This is a genomic window from Candidatus Pantoea floridensis, assembly GCF_900215435.1.
Classification (GTDB): domain Bacteria; phylum Pseudomonadota; class Gammaproteobacteria; order Enterobacterales; family Enterobacteriaceae; genus Pantoea; species Pantoea floridensis.
In genome coordinates, this window is the sequence record NZ_OCMY01000001.1 from 4131720 (window position 1) to 4149859 (window position 18140).

17 protein-coding genes are annotated in these 18140 nt (G+C 55.6%); 13 read left to right on the forward strand and 4 right to left on the reverse strand.

Annotated elements, in window-relative coordinates:
• The 8 genes from CRO19_RS19325 (at position 1) to rluF (ending at position 8084) form a co-directional block, all read left to right on the forward strand.
• Positions 1-945 carry an ABC transporter permease gene (locus CRO19_RS19325; protein ID WP_097097297.1) on the forward strand — a complete coding sequence of 315 codons (945 nt, stop codon included), beginning with the start codon at positions 1-3 and terminating at the stop codon, positions 943-945.
• Positions 938-1942 carry an ABC transporter permease gene (locus tag CRO19_RS19330; protein ID WP_097097298.1) on the forward strand — a complete coding sequence of 335 codons (1005 nt, stop codon included), beginning with the start codon at positions 938-940 and terminating at the stop codon, positions 1940-1942. Before CRO19_RS19325 ends, CRO19_RS19330 begins: the two co-directional genes overlap by 8 nt.
• Before the next feature lie 96 nt (positions 1943-2038).
• Complete coding sequence (locus CRO19_RS19335; protein ID WP_097097299.1) at positions 2039-3139, forward strand: ABC transporter ATP-binding protein; 1101 nt, start codon at positions 2039-2041, stop codon at positions 3137-3139.
• Positions 3140-3166: 27 nt separating this feature from the next.
• The gene (locus tag CRO19_RS19340) at positions 3167-4444 is read left to right on the forward strand and encodes an ABC transporter substrate-binding protein (protein ID WP_097097300.1); all 1278 of its coding nucleotides are present in this window, start codon (positions 3167-3169) and stop codon (positions 4442-4444) included.
• Positions 4445-4446: 2 nt separating this feature from the next.
• The gene (locus CRO19_RS19345; RefSeq protein ID WP_097097301.1) at positions 4447-5358 is read left to right on the forward strand and encodes a carbohydrate ABC transporter permease; all 912 of its coding nucleotides are present in this window, start codon (positions 4447-4449) and stop codon (positions 5356-5358) included.
• 8 nt (positions 5359-5366) lie between these two features.
• Positions 5367-6173: a carbohydrate ABC transporter permease gene (locus CRO19_RS19350; protein WP_370659802.1), complete on the forward strand. Its 807-nt coding sequence runs from the start codon at positions 5367-5369 to the stop codon at positions 6171-6173.
• 12 nt (positions 6174-6185) lie between these two features.
• Positions 6186-7106 carry a metallophosphoesterase gene (locus CRO19_RS19355; RefSeq protein ID WP_097097303.1) on the forward strand — a complete coding sequence of 307 codons (921 nt, stop codon included), beginning with the start codon at positions 6186-6188 and terminating at the stop codon, positions 7104-7106.
• A gap of 96 nt (positions 7107-7202) precedes the next feature.
• Positions 7203-8084: a 23S rRNA pseudouridine(2604) synthase RluF gene (gene rluF / locus CRO19_RS19360; RefSeq protein WP_097097304.1), complete on the forward strand. Its 882-nt coding sequence runs from the start codon at positions 7203-7205 to the stop codon at positions 8082-8084.
• A gap of 62 nt (positions 8085-8146) precedes the next feature.
• Here the strand turns inward: rluF and CRO19_RS19365 are convergent, their stop codons facing one another.
• Positions 8147-8911 carry a hypothetical protein gene (locus CRO19_RS19365; RefSeq protein ID WP_097097305.1) on the reverse strand — a complete coding sequence of 255 codons (765 nt, stop codon included), beginning with the start codon at positions 8909-8911 and terminating at the stop codon, positions 8147-8149.
• Between the two features lie 298 nt (positions 8912-9209).
• Between CRO19_RS19365 and CRO19_RS19370 the strand changes: the two genes are divergently transcribed.
• Genes CRO19_RS19370 through CRO19_RS19385 form a run of 4 tightly spaced genes read left to right on the forward strand, consistent with a single transcriptional unit; the run spans position 9210 to position 13689 of the window.
• Positions 9210-10187 (forward strand): sugar ABC transporter substrate-binding protein, encoded by a 978-nt coding sequence (locus tag CRO19_RS19370; protein WP_097097306.1) that lies wholly within the window; start codon positions 9210-9212, stop codon positions 10185-10187.
• On the forward strand, positions 10177-11700 hold the full coding sequence (locus CRO19_RS19375) for a sugar ABC transporter ATP-binding protein (RefSeq protein ID WP_097097307.1): 1524 nt from the start codon (positions 10177-10179) through the stop codon (positions 11698-11700). Before CRO19_RS19370 ends, CRO19_RS19375 begins: the two co-directional genes overlap by 11 nt.
• Positions 11697-12710 (forward strand): ABC transporter permease, encoded by a 1014-nt coding sequence (locus tag CRO19_RS19380; RefSeq protein ID WP_097097308.1) that lies wholly within the window; start codon positions 11697-11699, stop codon positions 12708-12710. The genes CRO19_RS19375 and CRO19_RS19380 overlap by 4 nt, the downstream gene beginning before the upstream one ends.
• Entirely contained in the window at positions 12703-13689 is a 987-nt protein-coding gene (locus CRO19_RS19385) for an ABC transporter permease (RefSeq protein WP_097097309.1), read from the forward strand. The genes CRO19_RS19380 and CRO19_RS19385 overlap by 8 nt, the downstream gene beginning before the upstream one ends.
• Before the next feature lie 49 nt (positions 13690-13738).
• On the opposite strand, the gene CRO19_RS19390 is transcribed toward CRO19_RS19385, so the two are convergent.
• The gene (locus CRO19_RS19390; protein ID WP_097097310.1) at positions 13739-14992 is read right to left on the reverse strand and encodes an SfnB family sulfur acquisition oxidoreductase; all 1254 of its coding nucleotides are present in this window, start codon (positions 14990-14992) and stop codon (positions 13739-13741) included.
• Between the two features lie 110 nt (positions 14993-15102).
• Positions 15103-16131 carry an NADPH-dependent curcumin/dihydrocurcumin reductase gene (curA, locus tag CRO19_RS19395; RefSeq protein ID WP_097097311.1) on the reverse strand — a complete coding sequence of 343 codons (1029 nt, stop codon included), beginning with the start codon at positions 16129-16131 and terminating at the stop codon, positions 15103-15105.
• 333 nt (positions 16132-16464) lie between these two features.
• Between curA and CRO19_RS19400 the strand changes: the two genes are divergently transcribed.
• Positions 16465-17583, forward strand: coding sequence for a lactonase family protein (locus CRO19_RS19400; protein WP_097097312.1), 1119 nt, complete (start codon positions 16465-16467; stop codon positions 17581-17583).
• Between the two features lie 47 nt (positions 17584-17630).
• Here the strand turns inward: CRO19_RS19400 and CRO19_RS19405 are convergent, their stop codons facing one another.
• Entirely contained in the window at positions 17631-18038 is a 408-nt protein-coding gene (locus CRO19_RS19405; protein ID WP_097097313.1) for a cupin domain-containing protein, read from the reverse strand.
• Positions 18039-18140: the final 102 nt, after the last annotated feature.

Genomic DNA, 18140 nt, shown 5'->3' on the forward strand with positions numbered 1-18140 from the left:
ATGACGGAGCAATCACTTATCGATAGCCCGAGCGTGCCCGCCGCGCATCCGGCGAGGATATGGCGGCGGATCGTACAAGAAGGCAGTGCCCGTCGTGGCCTGATTATCGTGGTGCTGGTGGTGCTTGCCGCGCTGAGTGCGCCCTGGGTGGCGCACGAATTGGGGCATGGTGAAACCGAACAGTTTCGTGATACGGCGCTAAACGACATGGGGATTCCGCTTGGCCCCACGCGCGCGTTTCCGCTGGGGGCGGATGATAATGGCCGCGATGTGTTGGTCCGTACGCTGTACGGCACGCGGGTGTCGCTGCTGGTGGCGATTCCTGCCACCACGTTAGCGATGATCATCGGCTTGCTGGTGGGACTGATTGGCGGCTATCGCGGTGGACGTATTGATCTGCTGTGCCAGCAGGTGATTAATCTGGTGCTGTCGTTTCCGTTTGTCGTCACTGCGTTAAGTTTGCTGGCGCTCAATCACAGTAGCGACGGCGGGGCCAAGGTCGATCCTGGCTGGGTGGTGGTGGCGGTGATTACCTTTTTCTCATGGGGCTATTTCGCGCGTCTTACGCGCGGACTGGTGCTACATCTGCGTCATCAGGAGTTTGTTGCCGCCGCGCAGCTGATGGGTATGACGCGCTGGCACATTTTGTGGCGTGAAATTTTGCCAGCGGTATTGCCGACCGTGGGCGTCTACTGGGCGATTCAGCTGCCGACCAATATTATTGCCGAAGCCACGCTGTCATTTCTTGGCGTCGGTGTACCGGCACCGGCCGCCAGTCTGGGCAATATGATTGCCGATGTGCAACGTTCAGCGATGTATCAGGTACAACCGTGGTTTTTGGCGGCGCCTGCGCTGGCGCTATTTTTTACCGTACTCGGCTTTAATTCGTTAAGCAGTGGCTTACGCAACGTGTTTGATCCTCATCTGGACCGCGCTCATGGCTAAATTTTTCGCTATTGTTTCACCAATTTTGCGTGCGGCTCTGACGTTGCTGCTGGTGCTGATTGCCGCCTTTATGCTGACACGCATTGCCTATCAGGATCCGGCGGTGATGCTGGCACCGCGTAACGCCACGCCTGAAACCATTGCGGCGGTGGCGCGCGCGCTGCATCTGAACGATCCCTGGTATCAGCAGCTTGGCTATTTCCTGTGGCGTGGCCCGGAAATTCAGGGGACAGCCGTGGGATTAATGCACTGGCCACCGGCGCTGGGCTACTCATTTCGATTCCAGATGCCGGTAACCGAGCTGATTCTGTCTAAAGCTCCGGTGACGTTGTCACTGGCATGCGGTGCGTTAGTGATATGGATGGCCATTTCTATGGTAACGGGCGTGCTCGCGGCACGCTATCGCGAGGGGTTTATCGATCGCGTCTTAGCGCTGTTTTCCTATGCGGCGCTGTCGCTGCCGACCTTTCTGAGCGGTATGCTGATTATCTTTTTTCTCTTCTATCAGCTCTCACTGCACGGGATCGACCTCTTTCCGGCGGGCGGCTATGTCGCGTTTAGCGAGGATGTCTGGCAATGGTTACGGCATTTGCTGTTGCCGTGGCTGACGCTGGCGCTGGCCGAGATCGGTATTTTTCAGCGCGTTATTCGTGCCAGCATGCTCGAAGTGCTGAATCACGATTATATTCGTACCGCGCGCGCCAAAGGCGTTAGCGAATGGCGCGTCTATTTTGATCACGCACTTAAGCCGGCGATGAGTCCGGTGCTGGTATTAACCGGCATGGAACTGGCGGCGATCATGGGCGGCGCGATCGTCACGGAGAAGATGTTCGGGCTGGATGGCGTAGGCCGGTTGGCGATTGATGCGGCGCTGGACGGGGATTTTCCGGTGGTGATTGGCACCACCATTTTCGCCGCCTGCGCCTTTATTCTGTGCAATACCCTGGTGGATATTATCCAAAAGGCGGTGTTCAGTAGCCATGTGCGTGAAGGGTGATGTCAGGGGGCATCACCGTAGCGTCATCTCAACGACATAAATCCTTCATTTCCTTCCGCTAGCTTACCGCCATTCTGATTTTTGGATTGCCGATGCATGAGCCACCTGTCGCTTCATCATATTACCAAGGCCTGGGGCGAGAAAATCGCCCTGAATGACATCAGCTTTGACGCCGCAGAAGGGAGTTTTGTCGCGCTGCTTGGCCCATCGGGCTGTGGCAAATCCACGCTGCTGCGCACCATTGCCGGACTGGAAACGGCGGATGGCGGCACGATCCACTTCAAACATAGCGATATCACCCATCTGCCGCCGTCGCAGCGCAAGCTTTCAATGGTGTTTCAATCCTACGCGCTGTTCCCGCACCTTAACGTGCGCGAGAACCTGCTGTTTGGCCTGAAAGCGCGCGGCGAAGATAAGCACACCTATGCCGCCCGGCTCGATAACGTCAGTCAATTGCTGGAGCTCGATACACTGCTCGCCCGTTTGCCTTCGCAGCTCTCTGGCGGACAGCAGCAGCGCGTGGCGCTGGGCAGAGCGGTTATCGCCAATAACACGCTGTGCTTGATGGATGAGCCACTGTCGAATCTGGATGCCAAACTGCGGCAAAGCATGCGCCGTGAAATCCGCGCCCTGCAGAAAAAGCTGGCGTTGACGCTGCTTTACGTGACGCACGATCAGACCGAGGCGATGAGCATGGCCGACAGCATTATTCTGCTCAACGATGGCCGCATTGAACAGCACGGCACGCCGGACGACCTCTATAACAATCCTGCCAGCATCTTCGCCGCGCAGTTTATTGGTGCGCCGCCAATGAACATTCTGCCGCTGCAGCAGCGGGATAATCATCACTACCTAAGTCATCTCTCGACGCCGGTGGTGGAATATCGCGCGGAGGCGCTCAGTCTGGGATTACGGGCTGAAGATATCCAATTGATTGCGCCGGAGCACGCTGCACTGACCGCAACAGCGATCGGCGCGGAATATATGGGCGCCGACACGCTGTTGGTGTGCATGCTTGCGGGAATGGCAGAACCGCTGACGGTCAAAGTACCGGGAATGCACCATTTCGCCGACGGCTGTGAAGTGGGATTGCAGTGGTCTGCCGCGCGCCAGTATCTGTTTTATAGCGCGAGCGGCAAGCGCTGCGCCCATGCAGAACCCAACATGTTTGCCTCACAGAAAAAATACGCCGTTTAACCGTTGTCATTTGCTTAAGGGAATATCATGTCTGCGATTCGTTATTCACGTCTGGCCTCTGTTTTCATGCTCTGTAGTGCGGCTTCTGCCTTCGCCGCCGATCCGGTCAAGCTGCAAATGTATTATCCGATCGCGGTAGGGGGCAAAGTGAGCCACACCGTGGATGCGCTGGTCGCTGATTTCCAAAAACAGCACCCGGAAGTGAGCATTCAGCCGGTGTATACTGGTGACTATGCCACCACCGTCACCAAAGCCTTGACGGCGTTTCGCGGTGGCAATGCGCCACAGCTGGCGGTTATCGGGGATATCGAAGCCTATTCGCTGATCGATGCCGGGGCCATCGTGGCGGCCAGCGATCTGGCAACCGGCGACGAAGGTAAAAAGTGGATTGACGGTTTCTATCCGGCGTTTCTGCGTCACATTGACGGCAAAGTGTGGGGCGTGCCGTTCCAGCGTTCTACCGTGGTGATGTACTGGAACAAACAGGCGTTTGAGAAAGCCGGCTTGAACGCCGATACGCCGCCGGCTAACTGGCAGCAGGTGGTGGCGTTCAGTAAGAAACTGACGATTAACGATGCCAACGGCGTCAGCCAGTGGGGCATCGAAATTCCCTCCACGCCAAACGGCTACTGGAACTTCCAGGGCTTGTCCGCCACCAACGGCGGTCGTCTGGATAACGGTAAAGGCACCGCCGTTAACTTCAACACTCCGGGCAACGTAGAAACCCTGCAGTGGTTGACCGATCTGGGGCAAAAAGAGCAGGTGTCGCCGAAGGGGGCGATTGCATGGGGCACCACGCCGCAGGATTTTATCAGCGGTAAAACCGCGATGATGATCACCACCACCGGTAATCTGACTAACGTACGCGACAACGCGACATTCCCGTTCGGCGTGGCGATGCTGCCAGAGAAGACCCAGCGCGGCAGCCCAACCGGCGGCGGCAACCTGTATGTATTCAAAAATGCCTCGCCAGAACAGCAGAAAGCCGCGATGGAATTTATCCGCTGGGTAACGTCGCCCGAGCAGGCGGCGCGCTGGAGTATCGCGACCGGTTATGTCGCCACTTCTCCAGCGGCCTGGGAAACCCCGGTGATGAAGGATTACGTGAAACAGGTGCCGCAGGCATTGGTGGCGCGTGAGCAGTTGAAGTACGCGCAGCCGGAACTCTCCACCTACAACAGCGTGCAGATTCAGGATGCACTGAACCACGCGGTTGAAGCAGCGGTGACTCAGGCGAAAACCCCCGCCGAAGCGCTGAAAGATGCGCAGCAGCAGGCCGATCGTCTGTTAAAGGCGTATCAATAACCATGAGTACGCCTCTCGCCGTCGCGCCGGTTCGTCGTCCCCGCTTAGGGTCAATGCAGCTGTATGGCTATCTGCTGATTTTACCGGCGCTGAGCTTTTTACTGCTGTTTACGCACTATCCGGCAGTGGCGACGGTGTGGCAGAGCCTGTTCAGTGCGGCACGTAATGGTCATCCCGCCCGTTTTATTGGGGTGGATAACTATGTTGCGCTACTGGATGACGATATCTTCATTCAGTCGCTGTGGAATAATCTGCTGTATGCGGCGATCACCATTCCGCTGGCGGTGACGCTGGCGCTGTTGATGGCGCTGGCGGTCAATCGTCATATGCGCGCCAATGCGCTGGTGCGCACCGCGTTCTTTATCCCTTCGCTGTTGCCGATGATCGCCATCGCTAACCTTTGGCTGTTCTTCTATACGCCGCAGCTCGGTTTGCTGAATAAGCTGCTGGCGCTGTTTTCCCTGCCGGCGATTAACTGGCTTGGCGAACCAGGGAGCGCGCTCTATTGCCTGATGGCGGTATCCGTGTGGCGCGAAGCGGGCTTTTTTATGATCTTCTATCTTGCCGCGCTGCAGCAGATCGACCCACGACTCAGCGAGGCCGCTGCGATAGAGGGCGCGTCGCGCCGCTATTTCTTCCGTCGCGTGCAGTGGCCGCTGCTGATGCCGACCACGCTATTTGTGCTGATCAATGCGTCGATGAACGCGTTTCGTATTGTCGATCAGGTGATTGCCATGACCAATGGCGGGCCGAATAACAGCAGTAGCCTGCTGCTGTTTTATATTTATCGCACCGCCTTCAGCTTTTGGAATATGCCGGCTGCGGCTGCCATGACGGTGGTGCTGCTGGCGATCCTCGCCGCGCTTGCGCTGTTCAAATTTAACCTGCTGGATAAGCGAGCCCATTACCAATGACGCCAAAGATGACGTTTGGCCGCCTGTGTCTGAATAGCGCCATTGGTTTGGCGGCGCTGCTGTGGTTTCTGCCTATTCTGGTGGCGCTGTGGGTGGCAATTCACTCAGCATCGGATCAGGCCAGCTTCGCGCTCTGGTCGCCGCTTACGCTGCAAAACTTCATTCATGCCTGGCACGCCGCGCCGTTTGCTCGCTACTTTCTCAATACCAGCCTGCTGGTGCTGATGATTGTGGTGGTACAGCTGATTCTGGCAACGATGGCCGCCTATGCGCTGGTGCGTTTCCAGCTGAAATTCTCAGGAGTGATCTTTGCGCTGATTCTGCTGCAGCTGATGATTAGCCCCGACGTACTGATTCTGAATAACTACCAGACCATCGGCGCCTTAGGGCTTCGCGATACGCTGACCGGCATTGCGCTGCCGTATTTCTCCTCGGCGTTTGCTATCTTTCTGCTGCGGCAAACCTTTAAAAGTATTCCACTGGTGCTGGAAGAGGCGGCGATTGTCGAAGGGGCCAGTCGATTCTACATTCTGCGCAAGATTTATATCCCGCTGGCGAAGCCGATTTATGTCGCGTTTGCGCTGGTGTCGATCAGTTTCCACTGGAATGATTTCCTTTGGCCGCTGGTGATTACCGATTCCGTCAACGTGCGGCCGCTCACCGTCGGCCTGCAGCTGTTTTCTGCGCCAGAGCAGGGCGTGCAGTGGGCGCTGATTGGCGCAGCGACGTTGATGACCACATTGCCGCTGCTGGTGCTGTTCCTGATTTTCCAGCGTCAGTTTATTCAATCATTTATGCGTGCCGGTATTCGCTAAGGAGTGCTTTCCGTGTCTTATCCGCATCCGCTAACCGCACTACAGCGTGAATTACTGGGTGATGTCGCTGAGCTGTATGCATTGCCAAACGTACGTTCAGCGCCGCTGAGCGACACGCTGCGTTTTGGACTGATTGCCGATCCGCAATATGCGGATATCGACCCCGACCGCGATAAACATCTCTACTATCGTCATGCGTTGCACAAGCTGCCGCAGGCGATTGATGCACTCAACCAGCAGCCGCTGGATTTTGTCGTGACGCTCGGCGATTTGGTGGATCGTCATTGGGAGAGTTATGCAGCGGTGCTGCCGCTTTATCAGCGTCTGGAACATCCGCATGCGGTGGTGTTGGGCAATCACGATGCCCAGACCATTACGCAGCATCTTAATGACGCCGCCGCGCTGCCAAAAAGCTATTACGCCTTCTCGCTGAAAGGGTGGCGCTTTATTGTGTATGACGGTAACGATATCAGTCTGTACTGTAACGCGATGAACGGCGACGATCGTGCAACAGCAGAAGCGATGCTGGTGGCATTGGCGGAGCAGCAGCAACCGCAGGCCAGGCCGTGGAATGGCGCGGTTGGAACCGCGCAAAGGGTATGGATCGAACAACAGCTACAGCAGGCGCAGCAGCAGGGAGAGAACGTGGTGGTGTTTGGGCATTATCCGCTGGCACCGCATAACAGCCACAACTTATTAAACGGTAGTGAAGTGGCAGAACTGCTTTCTAGTTACAACATACATGGGTGTTTTACCGGACACGATCATCGCGGCAGCTATGCGCGCATCGATCAAACAGGCTTTTATACCCTAAAAGGGATGCTGGATGGAGCGGAATCAATCCCCTTTGCGGTAGTGGAAATCACCGGCGAGGAAGTGCGCGTCTTGGGTTATGGCGGTGAAATCAGCCATCATCATTTCCGCTGCACATAAATTGCAGGTTGTGGTGCCTGGCGTTAATTGACAAGCAATCAACACTCCCCATAACGCCCCAGGTTGCTGTATAGTCCGTTTTTTTTCGGAGGAACCATGCTGCCTACTTCATCCACACGCCTGAATAAATACATCAGCGAGAGCGGAATCTGCTCGCGCCGGGATGCCGATCGTTATATCGAACAAGGCAACGTTTTCATTAACGGCAAACGTGCCGCCGTCGGTGCACAGGTGTTTGCTGGGGATGAAGTCAAAGTTAATGGCCAGTTGATTGAGCCGCGTGATGAAGAGGATCTGGTGCTGATTGCGCTGAACAAGCCGGTAGGCATCATCACCACCATGGAAGAAGGCGAGCGCGATAACATCGGTGATTTTGTTAATCACAGTAAACGCGTGTTCCCGATTGGTCGCCTGGATAAAGATTCTCAAGGGCTGATCTTCCTCACCAACCATGGCGAATTGGTGAATAAGATCCTGCGCGCCGGTAACAATCACGAAAAAGAGTACGTGGTCACCGTTGATAAACCGATCACCGACGAATTTATTGCTGGAATGGCGGCGGGCGTGCCAATGCTGGGCACCGTCACGAAGAAATGCAAAGTTAAGAAAGAATCGACCTTTGTGTTCCGCATCATCCTCGTTCAGGGGCTGAACCGGCAGATTCGCCGCATGACCAAGCACTTCGGTTTTGAAGTCACCAGGCTTGAGCGTACGCGTATTATGAACGTCAGCCTGAAAGGCATTCCGCTGGGCGAGTGGCGTGATTTGACCGATGACGAACTGATCGATCTATTCAAACTGATTGAAGATTCATCTTCAGAAGATCAGAAAACGCAAAAAACGCAGGCGAAGAAGAAGCCGGTCACTGGCGCGAAAAAACCTGCGGCAGGTGGAGCGAAGACGGGCGAAAAAGCGGGTGCAAAGCCGGCCAATCGTCAGCGTTTTTCCCAGCCGGGCCGGAAGAAGAAAGGGCGCTGATGTTTTTGCCAAGCCGTGTGCTGAAAACACAAAGTAGAAATGGCCGGTGCTGAACGCACCGGCTAGGCAACCCGAGCCTCAGTAACAGCATGATGTACCGAGCGATCCGGTCCACTCAGCATGACAGCTTTACCGGCACGCAACCCGCGCTGGAACTGTGCCATCCGCTCTTCACTGATCCCCGCACCGCACCATAATAGATGGTGATCGTGACGGCTTTCCGAGCCATACCGCATCGGCTGTGATGTGCGGTCAATTTCAACGCAAAATCCCTGACCGGAAAGACGAATCGCCTCGAGCCAAATCTCCGTTTCATCGCTCACGCTGACCACTTCGAGCAACAGCGGCATGCTTTTTTGGCGCGTTGATGCGCGTGTTACGCAATTGCTATGGTGAGTAATGGCCTGGTGAAAACGTGCCAGGCGACGCGCTGCGCCGCGACGAGTATCGTCTCTCAGCCAGCGATTGAGAGGTTTCATCAGGATATTAATAAAGTCATCGCTACTGTAATCGCCCGCCAGATTACGTACGGTACGCGCCAGTTCGCGATCGGAACCCAATTCCAGCTGGCGCAACATATCACCACGTCGGGCAAGCCAGCCGGACGATGAATAATCCGCTTCGCCCTTTTTTTCCTGATGGATTTGCCACAGCGTCGCGCCACCGGCGGTTAATGACATCATGGCCAGCACTTCATCAACCTGATGCCTGCTCCAATCCTTGCTGATACTGTTTTCTGATATCAATCCACCGCGCAACCAGCGACGCAGATTTGCGCGGTTGGCACCGGTTAAGGCGCAGACGGTTTCAGTTGAGTAAAAATTCATAAAGAGCCCTCAGATAGAGGGTGAATTGCCGTGGACGTTAGTCCAGGATGAGCAACCATCCTGAACCTTATCTGTATGGATTACCAGTAATGAATGCGATTTCGCTAAAATAGATTGATAAGCGAAGCGCTAAATTTGCAGGCTGCTCCCTCTATTCGCTTCCCGACTATTATCAATTGCCGACTAGCTTAAGTTGAAAATAGCATTATGGATAAAAAATGGCTGTGATAATTTTTATTTCACGCGCCAGCAAACAGGTGCAACACAACATTTTATTATTTTTCCAGGGATATTAAGAATGAAAAAGCACCGTCTGGCTGGCCTGCTGTTGGCTTCGGCATCATTGTTATTAGGCGTCGCGCACGCCGAAGATAAACCAATCCCATCACTCGCCGGAAAACGCATTGGTATCACCGTAGCCGGTACCGACCACTACTGGGATCTTAAAGCGTATCAGGGACAAATTGACGAGGTTAAACGCCTTGGCGGTACGCCGATTGCCTTAGACGGCGGTCGCAAGGAGTCGCAGCAAATTGCTCAAATTCAGACGCTTATTGCACAAAAGCCCGATGCAATCATTGAAACGCTTGGTACCGCCTCAGTACTTGAACCCTGGCTGAAAAAAATCCGCGATGCGGGTATTCCGTTATTTACCGTGGATACCGCCAGCCCATCCAGTATTAACGTCACCACCTCAGATAACTTTTATATTGGCGAGCAGCTAGCCTTAAAGCTGGTAAATGATTTGCGCGGCGAAGGCAATATTTTGGTATTTAACGGTTTCTATGGCGTACCGGTGGTTGCGATGCGTTATGACCAGTTAAAGGCCGTGCTGAAATGGTATCCAAAAATTAAAATTATTCAGCCGGAACTGCGCGATGTTATCCCGAATACGGTCCAGGATGCCTATGCGCAAATCAGCCAGTTACTGAATAAATATCCAAAAGGTTCGGTGCAGGCGATTTGGGCGGCATGGGATGTACCGCAAATTGGCGCCACTCAGGCTGTCGATGCCGCCGGACGTAACGAAATCAAAACCTATGCCGTTGACGGTAGCCCGGATGTGGTATCGCTGGTTAAAGATGCAAAATCCAGTGCGGCGGCGGTTGTCGCGCAGCAGCCGTACGTGATTGGTCAAACGGCAGTGCAAAATGTGGCGAAATATCTGGCGGGCGATCGCTCGCTGCCGCCAGCCACCTATGTTCCAGCGATTCTGGTGACCAAAGAGAACGCCGCTGACGCGCAGAAAACGCTGGGCCAAACGGATGGCAAATAACGCGCCGCTATTACACCTGCAGGACATCAGCAAAGCATTTGATGGCGTGCCCGCGCTGCAATCGGTGTCGCTCAGCGTACATGCCGGTGAAGTGCATGGCTTGATTGGTCACAACGGTGCCGGCAAATCGACATTAATCAAGGTGTTAGGCGGTATTCATGCCGCCGATCGCGGCAGCATTACGCTGGATGGTCAGCCGCTCACGTTGGCCTCACCCGCACAGGCGCAGCGGCAGGGGATTGCCATCGTGCATCAGGAGCGGTTACTGCCCGGTTCGTTGACGGTGGCGGAGGCGCTATGGCTCGGCAACGAACCGCGTTTGCTCGCCACGCCGTTTATCCAGCGGCGCCGTATGCGCCAGCAGGCACAGCAGCAGCTACAGCAGCACTTTGGTTTGCAGCTCGATCCCAATGCCTTGATTGCCACGTTAAGTGTGGCAGAGCAGCAGTTAGTCCAAATCTGCCGCGTGTTGCAACATCAGCCACGCGTGGTGGTGCTGGATGAGCCTACCGCCGCACTGGCACGTCACGAAGTGCACGCGCTGTTTCGCGTGATTGAACGTATGCGGCAGCAGGGCATCGCGCTGATCTATGTGTCGCACTATCTCGATGAAATACAGACGTTGTGCCAGCGCGTTACCGTACTGCGCGATGGCAAAGATGTGGCGCATTTCACGGCTGAGCAGATATCGCCCAGCGCGCTAATCGGTGCAATGGTAGGGGATACGCAGCATGAACTTACGCCGCGTCAGACACGTCGTGCCGGACAGGAGGTGCTGCAGGTTGCCGCGCTTAGTGCGCCTGGTCGTTTCCATAATGTCTCCTTTACCGGCCGACAGGGCGAGATCATTGGCATTACCGGCCTGTTAGGATCGGGCGGTAAGGCGCTGATCCGAGCACTCTTCGGCCTGGAAACCGCAGTGAGCGGCTCGGTAAAACTGGCTAATGTGGCTGGCATTCCCTCATCACCCTATGCGGCCGTGAAGCGCGGTATCGCTTTTGTGCCGGAAGATCGCCGAGCCAACGGTATCGCACTGGATCTTAGCTTGCGTGACAATGTCACCTTAACCACGGTACAGCGTTTGCTGCGCTGGGGTGGTGTATCGCGTCGGGCCGAAAGCGAACTGGTGGCAAAGAATATTCAGCAGCTGGCGATTCGCACGCCTGGGCAGCTGGCGTCGTTACGCCAGCTCTCGGGCGGCAATCAGCAGAAAGCGGTGCTGGCCAAATGGCTTAACACTGGCGCGCGATTATATCTGCTGGATGAACCGACGGTGGGCGTCGACATTGCCGCGAAGGCCGCGATTTATCATACGCTGCAGCAGCTGGCCAATGATGGCGCACTCATTCTGGTGTTTTCCACCGATCTGCTGGAACTGCAAACGCTTGCTGACCGCATTATGGTACTGGCGCGCGGCGAACATGTCGCTACCCTGGCGGCACAGCATACCAGCCATCAGGAGATTCTCTCCTGGGCTTCTGGCACAGGCGCGTTAACGGAGCATGCTTCATGAGTGATGTTACCCAATCTGGTCCTCTTGAATCTCCGCAACGTGCATACGGTCAGCAGTGGCTGCAGCACGTTTCTTTACTGATTATTGTGCTGGTTTTGGCGGTGTTTGCCTGGCTGTCACCGATATTCCTGACGGTGATGAATCTGGGCAATGTGCTGCAACAAACCGCGGTGGTCGGTACTCTGGCGCTGGGGTTAACCCTGGTGTTAAGCGGCGGTGGTTTACAAGGCATCACCGGCGGCATCGATTTGTCGATCGCCGCCAATCTTGGCCTGAGCGCGGCGGTATTCGCCAGCCAGCTCAATGCCGGGCAGCCCATCGCTATTGCGCTGCTGTTGACGCTTTTCACTGGCGCTGCGGTGGGCCTGTTTAATGCGTTGGCGATTGTCTGGCTGGGGATCTTACCGCTGCTGGCAACGCTCACCAGTATGAACATCGCCATTGGGCTGGAGATGGTGCTAACCGGCAATGCATCGGTGCCAGCCAGCAGCGAGCTGCAAAATCTGTTGCTAAGTAACGGGCCCTTAGCGGTGTCGTGGCTCGGCTGGTCATTTCTCATTCTGGCCTTTATCGCCATTGCCTTGAGCCGATTGACCTCATTTGGCCTGCGTTTGCAGGCCGTGGGCAGCCATCCACAGGCGGCTAATGCGGCGGGGATTGGCGTCAAACGCTATCAGGGGCTGAGCTATGTGTTGTGCGGTGTGAGTGCGGCCATTGCCGCGATTGCATCGGTGTCGCTGCTCAGCGGTAGCTCACCCGGCGCAAACGACAACCTGCTAATGGTGATCGCCGCTGCATTATTAGGCGTGGTGTTTTCCCGTCGTCTGGTGCCGACACTGGGCGGTGCGTTGATCAGCGCGCTGTTCCTGAGTTTAATCGCCAACGGCTTCCAGCTTATCAACGTCTCAAGTTACTGGATCAACGGCGTCGAAGGCGTATTGATTCTATTAGTAGTGGCGTTAACCGCGCTAATGCGTCGTCGCCAATCCCGGAGAACACAAGGTGTCTGACTCTCTCATATCGCCTGTCACTCAACGCCCGCGTCAGGCCGCTTTGCTGCGCGTCGCTATCGTGCTGCCCTTTATAGCGCTGCTGCTGTTCTTTGTTATTGCCGCGCCCGCTTTCGCCACGGCCTCTAACCTGCGCAGCGTGTTGCTGAATAACGTCGCGCCGCTCGCGATTGTCGCGCTGGCGATGACGCTGGTCACGCGTATTGGCGCGATTGATCTGTCGGTTGGCACGGCCATCGATATTGCTTGTCTGGTATTGGTGACACTGATGCTGCATCAGGTCAGTTTGCCCGTGGCGCTGATTGCCGCGATGGTTGCCGCGCTGTTGGTTGGTGTGTTTAACGCCTTTTTAGTCACGCAGCTGGGCGTGGAGCCGTTTCTCGCCACGCTGGGCACGCTGTTTATTGGACAAAGCGTGCAGCAGCTGTCATCAAACGGCGGGCAACCGATCTATCTGCTGAGCCAAAAGCTGCCCGAGGGCTTTTCCGCGATGGGGCACGGTGCATTCCTCGCCATTCCGTTGCCGCTTTGGCTGTTATTTCTGGTTGCGCTGGCGCTTTATCAACTGCTACACCGCAGCGCTACCGGCCGATCGCTGCGGGTGATGGGTGAACAATACAGCGTGGCGCAGCACTCTGGCGTCGCGGTGAAACGGCTGACGGCAATGGCCTTTATTTTAGCCGCGTTGATTGCGGGGATCGTCGGCTTGATTCTGGCGGCCAATGTCAAAGCCTGGGTGCCGCTGTCGGGTAATGCGTACCTGCTCAACGCTATCGGCGCCAGTTTTATTGGTGCCACGTTCGCGCCATCCCGTCGGCCCAATGTCGTAGGGACGCTGCTTGGCGTCGTGCTGCTGAGCTTTATTGCCAATGGATTACTGCTGGTCGGCTGGAATTTTTACTGGCAGCAGGTTGCCACCGGTGGATTGATTTTTATTGTGTTGGCGGTCGGCGCGTTACGCGCGCGACGTCATGCGTGATAGCGGCAAACAGGAACAGCCGGAATTTCGGCTGATCCTGTTGCTACCTTTAGCTCCAGGCATGCCGCGGCGGCGGGGTGCCGTTAAGGTAATAATTTCCTACATGGTAATACTTCCAACGCACCGGATCGTGTAGCGTGTGCGTGCGCGCGTTGCGCCAGTGCCGGTCAAGGTTGAACTCCTGCAACGTAGAACGGGTTCCCGCCAGTTCGAACAGCTTGTTGCCGGCCAAAATGGCGATTTCGGTGGTCAGCACTTTGGCTTCTGCGGTGGCGACTGTCGCCTCAGCGACCGTGGATTCGTCGGGCTGCTGCAGTGCCAGATCGATCGCTTGACCGGCGCGCCACAGCAGAGCTTCAGCTGCGTGTAGGCGGATTTTTAAATCACCCACCGCAGCCAGCGTAAAGTGATCATCGGATGCGCGATCTTGACCACTATCAATCCAGGGCCGTGAACGCTCGCGGATAAAATGCAGCGTGTCTTCAATGGTGCCGCGCGCAATGCCGACATCAACGGCTGCCTGAATAATCTGCGAAATCGGACCGGCTGCAGTTGGGCGCTCAAAGGCTTGAAATACAGGGATCACGCGTGAAAGCGGGGCACGCACATTATGCAACAATACCGTGCCGGATGCCGTGGTGCGCTGGCCAAAGCTCGACCAGTTATTGATGATGGTGATGCCGGGCGAGCTGCGGTCGAGGACGATAAGATGGGCGCGATCCTGTTCATCAAGCGCTACCGCGTGAATGCGATGCGCGAGTAGCGCGCCGGTGGCGTAGAATTTTTCACCGTTGATCACCACTTCATCGCCATCCTGCTTAAAGCGCGTCTGAAAATCGGCAACGGTACGCGAGTTTTTCTCAGAGAAAGCATTACCCCAGCGCAACCCGGCCAGCACTTCGCTCAGCAGCTCGTGTTTCTGCGCTTCCGTGCCATCGGCAATGAGGTGCGCGACACCCGCCAGATGGTTTTGTGGCAGCTGCCCCAGCGCAGAATCCGCCGCCGAAATGATGGCGATCACTTTCGCTACCGTCACCCAGGATACACCTGCGCCGCCCAGGTTTTTCGGGATCGCCATCGCCCACAAACCACTTTGAGAGAATGCGTCTAACTCTTTAAGCGGCAGAATACCTTCGCGGTCACGCCGCGCGGCTTCACGGGCAAACTCGCTGGCCAGCCGCTGAGCAATCTCAATCGCCTCGGCATCATCACGAATGCGGTGAGCCGGCTCGTTAGGTAAGGGGACGGGCGCTTCGGCCTGTTGAGAATTAACCTTGAGGTTAGGGGTGGGACTGAGCGACATGAGAACTCCCGGTAATTACGCTATAGGGAAAAATATCTTCTCATGCGCTCAGTTCACGCCATATCTCAATTGCAGCTATGCAAAGTGAAAAATGGCGTTAACACAACGGGTTACTGCGCAACTTTAACCACGGTTTTGCCGAAATTTTTGCCCTTCAGCATATCGAAAAAGGCCTGTGGCGCATTTTCTAAACCTTCAATCATGTGCTCGCGGTAGTGAATTTTTTGCTGCTCTACCAGCGGCGTCATCGCTTTGAGGAATTCAGGATAATGATCGCCGTAATCCTGGAAGATGATAAAGCCCTGCATACGAATGCGCCGCTTGAGGATGCCGCCCATGATCTGTGGTGTGCGATCCGGCCCTGGCGGTAATTCACGGCTGCTGTAACCGGAAACCAACCCGCATACCGGCACGCGTGCTGCGGTGTTTAGCAGGGGGAATACCGCATCAAAGACCTTGCCTCCGACATTCTCGAAATAGATATCGATGCCATCCGGGCAGGCCGCTGCCAATTGCTCAGCAAAGTCGTCGCGGTGATGATCGATGCAGGCGGAGAAACCCAGTTTCTCAATGGCGTAGCGACATTTCTCCTCGCCACCAGCCACACCCACCACGTGACAGCCCTTCAGTTTACCAAGCTGACCAACCGTAGCCCCAACCGGGCCGGTTGCCGCTGCAACCACCAGCGTTTCACCCGCTTTAGGCTGGCCGATATCCATCAATCCCATATAGGCAGTAAATCCTGGCATACCGAGAATGCCCAGTGCCCAAGAGGGATGGGGCAAATCGCCCAGCTTCGCCACGCCGCTGCCGTCAGAGACCGCATAGCTTTGCCAGCCGCTTTGCGCCAGCACCACGTCACCTTGCTTAAAATCGGCATGTTTAGACTCAGCGACTTCGCTCACGGTGCCGCCGACCATGGGCTGATCGATCTGCGCCGGTGCGGCATAAGATTTGCTGTCATCCATGCGCCCGCGCATGTAGGGATCGAGCGATAAGTACAGCGTGCGCAGCAGGATCTCACCGTCCTTCAGTTCAGGAATGGGCTGTTCAACCAAGCGAAAATTCTCTTTTACCGGTTCGCCTTCAGGACGTGAAGCGAGCAGCCAAGCCTGGTTGCGTTGATTGGATTGCGACATTGATTTACCTCTATCAGCGTTTTTCACGTCAGGCAAGTGTAGACGAGGATACCTTTCGTAGGTTGTGTATTGATGCCGCGCTAACAGCCGTGCAGAGGATTTATCGAGTGAGCCAGCGCACAAACCTGCGCTAAAATTTTGTGTTGCGAGTTAACGTAACAACATGATTTTTGTGATGCGCAGGGCATTTGCCCAATCGGTATCAGGCAATCTCCTATACCGGAGACGCTATTCAACTACCTATACCTATAGCGGTGCTTTTATCCCTACAGGTGACGCTATGACACGACATCAAGAAAAACCCACCCCCGATCAAGAGGCGCAGCGAGCAGCATGAAAAACCTATTCCGCGCGGCGACGCTCTTAGCCACCATGACCGCAAGTGTGCCCTTGCTGGCGCACACTTTCGTTTATGTTTCAGAAGCCGATGATGGCACCATTGCGCGCTACGCCCTCAACGAGCAAACCGGCGCGCTGCAACTGCTGGGCCACACCCACGCCGGTGGCAAAGTGATGCCGATGACGCTGAGCGCCGATCATAAACATCTGTATGCGGCAATTCGCAGTAAACCGCTGCAACTGGTGAGCTGGGACATTGACCGCAATAGCGGCGATCTACATCAATCTATCTCGGTGACGGCTGCGGCCAGTTATCCCTATATTAGTACTGACCGACAGGGGCGCTTTCTGCTTGGGGCATCCTATGATGGTGACGTAGTGCACGTTTATCGTCTGACAAGCGATGGCAAACTCACTGCGCCGCCGGTCGGCAGCTATAAAACCGGGCACGCGGCGCATTCGGTGATTGTGGATGCAAGCGGCGAAAACGCGTATGTCGGCAATCTCGGCACCGATCGCGTGTTACAGCTGAAACTGAGCAAAGAGGGTGAACTGACGGCGCTCGGCAACGGCTACGTCAAAACGGCTGTTGATAACGGGCCACGCCATTCAGTGCTATCACCGGATAATCGCTATATCTATAACATTGGCGAAATGGGCGGCATCATCACGCAATTCCGCCGGGAGCCAGGCGGTGAGCTGGTTAAGGTGGCAGAAATGCCTAACGCCGTTGCCGCGCAATACAGACTTGCGCATGGACGTGAGCGTCCACCGGGCTATAGCGATACCACGCCACGCATCTGGTCTGCCGATATTCGTCTTACGCCAGATGGACGTTTTCTGTATGTCAGCGAACGCACCAGCAGCACCATTAGCGGTTATCGGGTGAGTAAAGCCGATGGGAAATTGTCGCTGATTGATAGCTGGCAGGTAGAGAAACAGCCGCGCGGGATAGCGATTACATCCGATGGTCGCTGGCTAATCGCCAGTGGTGAGAAGAGTGCGGTTATCGGCAGCTATGCCATTGAAGCAGGAAGCGGGGAGCTTAAGCGAGTGAGTGAAGCAGCCGCTGGCGGCGATGCTAATTGGGTGACGACGGTAACGTATAACTAGCCTCGTGAACGCTGCAGGTGCGCAGAAATGCGCACCCGACAGCCACTTCAGGACAACTGTTGATATTCATCATCCGCAACAGGCTCCAGCCATTCGTTGGAGGCGCCCTCGGCCGGAACAGCGATAGCAATGTGAGCAAACCAGCTATCTGCCGCCGCACCATGCCAATGCTTTAATCCTGCAGGAATGTTAACCACATCGCCCGCAACCAGCTGACGGGCTGGCTGATTCCACGCCTGATACCACCCGCGTCCCCCCGTGACCAATAAGATCTGGCCACCACCGTGATGAATATGCCAGTTATTACGGCAGGCGGGTTCAAATACCACATTACCAATGGTAACGCCTTCCGTTGTCAGCATGTTCAGGTAACTTGTGCCGGTAAAATATTGCGCAAGCGCTTCATTTTTCGGCCCTTTCGGGAATATGCCATTGCCATCAAATTGTTCGTTCATCTTTATCTCCATTTGTGCAGCGTGGATAAAGTGTAGAGGTTGGCTGATTAAATGATAATGCGCTCAAAGCCGAATACACTTGTGAGCGCGATTCATTAATTC

Bases quoted from the DNA above. Each gene is read 5' to 3' on its own strand.
- CRO19_RS19325 (WP_097097297.1), top strand. From the start codon at position 1: ATGACGGAGCAATCACTTATCGATAGCCCGAGCGTGCCCGCCGCGCAT.
- CRO19_RS19330 (WP_097097298.1), top strand. From the start codon at position 938: ATGGCTAAATTTTTCGCTATTGTTTCACCAATTTTGCGTGCGGCTCTG.
- CRO19_RS19335 (WP_097097299.1), top strand. From the start codon at position 2,039: ATGAGCCACCTGTCGCTTCATCATATTACCAAGGCCTGGGGCGAGAAA.
- CRO19_RS19340 (WP_097097300.1), top strand. From the start codon at position 3,167: ATGTCTGCGATTCGTTATTCACGTCTGGCCTCTGTTTTCATGCTCTGT.
- CRO19_RS19345 (WP_097097301.1), top strand. From the start codon at position 4,447: ATGAGTACGCCTCTCGCCGTCGCGCCGGTTCGTCGTCCCCGCTTAGGG.
- CRO19_RS19350 (WP_370659802.1), top strand. From the start codon at position 5,367: ATGACGTTTGGCCGCCTGTGTCTGAATAGCGCCATTGGTTTGGCGGCG.
- rluF (WP_097097304.1), top strand. From the start codon at position 7,203: ATGCTGCCTACTTCATCCACACGCCTGAATAAATACATCAGCGAGAGC.
- CRO19_RS19365 (WP_097097305.1), bottom strand. From the start codon at position 8,911: ATGAATTTTTACTCAACTGAAACCGTCTGCGCCTTAACCGGTGCCAAC.
- CRO19_RS19370 (WP_097097306.1), top strand. From the start codon at position 9,210: ATGAAAAAGCACCGTCTGGCTGGCCTGCTGTTGGCTTCGGCATCATTG.
- CRO19_RS19375 (WP_097097307.1), top strand. From the start codon at position 10,177: ATGGCAAATAACGCGCCGCTATTACACCTGCAGGACATCAGCAAAGCA.
- CRO19_RS19380 (WP_097097308.1), top strand. From the start codon at position 11,697: ATGAGTGATGTTACCCAATCTGGTCCTCTTGAATCTCCGCAACGTGCA.
- CRO19_RS19390 (WP_097097310.1), bottom strand. From the start codon at position 14,992: ATGTCGCTCAGTCCCACCCCTAACCTCAAGGTTAATTCTCAACAGGCC.
- curA (WP_097097311.1), bottom strand. From the start codon at position 16,131: ATGTCGCAATCCAATCAACGCAACCAGGCTTGGCTGCTCGCTTCACGT.
- CRO19_RS19400 (WP_097097312.1), top strand. From the start codon at position 16,465: ATGAAAAACCTATTCCGCGCGGCGACGCTCTTAGCCACCATGACCGCA.
- CRO19_RS19405 (WP_097097313.1), bottom strand. From the start codon at position 18,038: ATGAACGAACAATTTGATGGCAATGGCATATTCCCGAAAGGGCCGAAA.